Consider the following 359-nt stretch of genomic DNA (forward strand, 5'->3'; position numbering starts at 1 on the left):
GTAATCGTGGTGCCGCTGCCGACTGGCGCATCGTTGACCGGATCGATCACGATATTGACCACATAGGTATTGCTGCCGCCCTTGCCATCGTTGATGGTGTAGCTGAAGCTGTCGTTGCCGTTGTAGTCGGCCGTTGGTGCATAGCTGTAGCTGCCGTCCGGATTGACGGTAACCGTGCCATGCGACGGATCGCTGGCCTTGGTGTAGGTAACGGTGTCGCCATCCACATCAGTCGCGGGTGGCAGATTGCCGGTCTTGACCGTGTCTTCCGACGTGGTAATCGTGGTGCCGCTGCCGACTGGCGCATCGTTGACCGGATCGATCACGATATTGACCACATAGGTATTGCTGCCGCCCTT

The 359-nt window shown here is 58.2% G+C and carries 1 protein-coding gene; it reads right to left on the reverse strand.

The window, feature by feature from the left end; all coding sequences use genetic code 11:
• Nucleotides 1-359, reverse strand: a 359-nt coding sequence (locus GCM43_RS25945) for a cadherin-like domain-containing protein (RefSeq protein WP_193315749.1), incomplete at both ends; no start/stop codon positions are given.

This window comes from Janthinobacterium aquaticum (genome assembly GCF_009208565.1).
Taxonomy (GTDB): Bacteria; Pseudomonadota; Gammaproteobacteria; order Burkholderiales; family Burkholderiaceae_D; genus Janthinobacterium.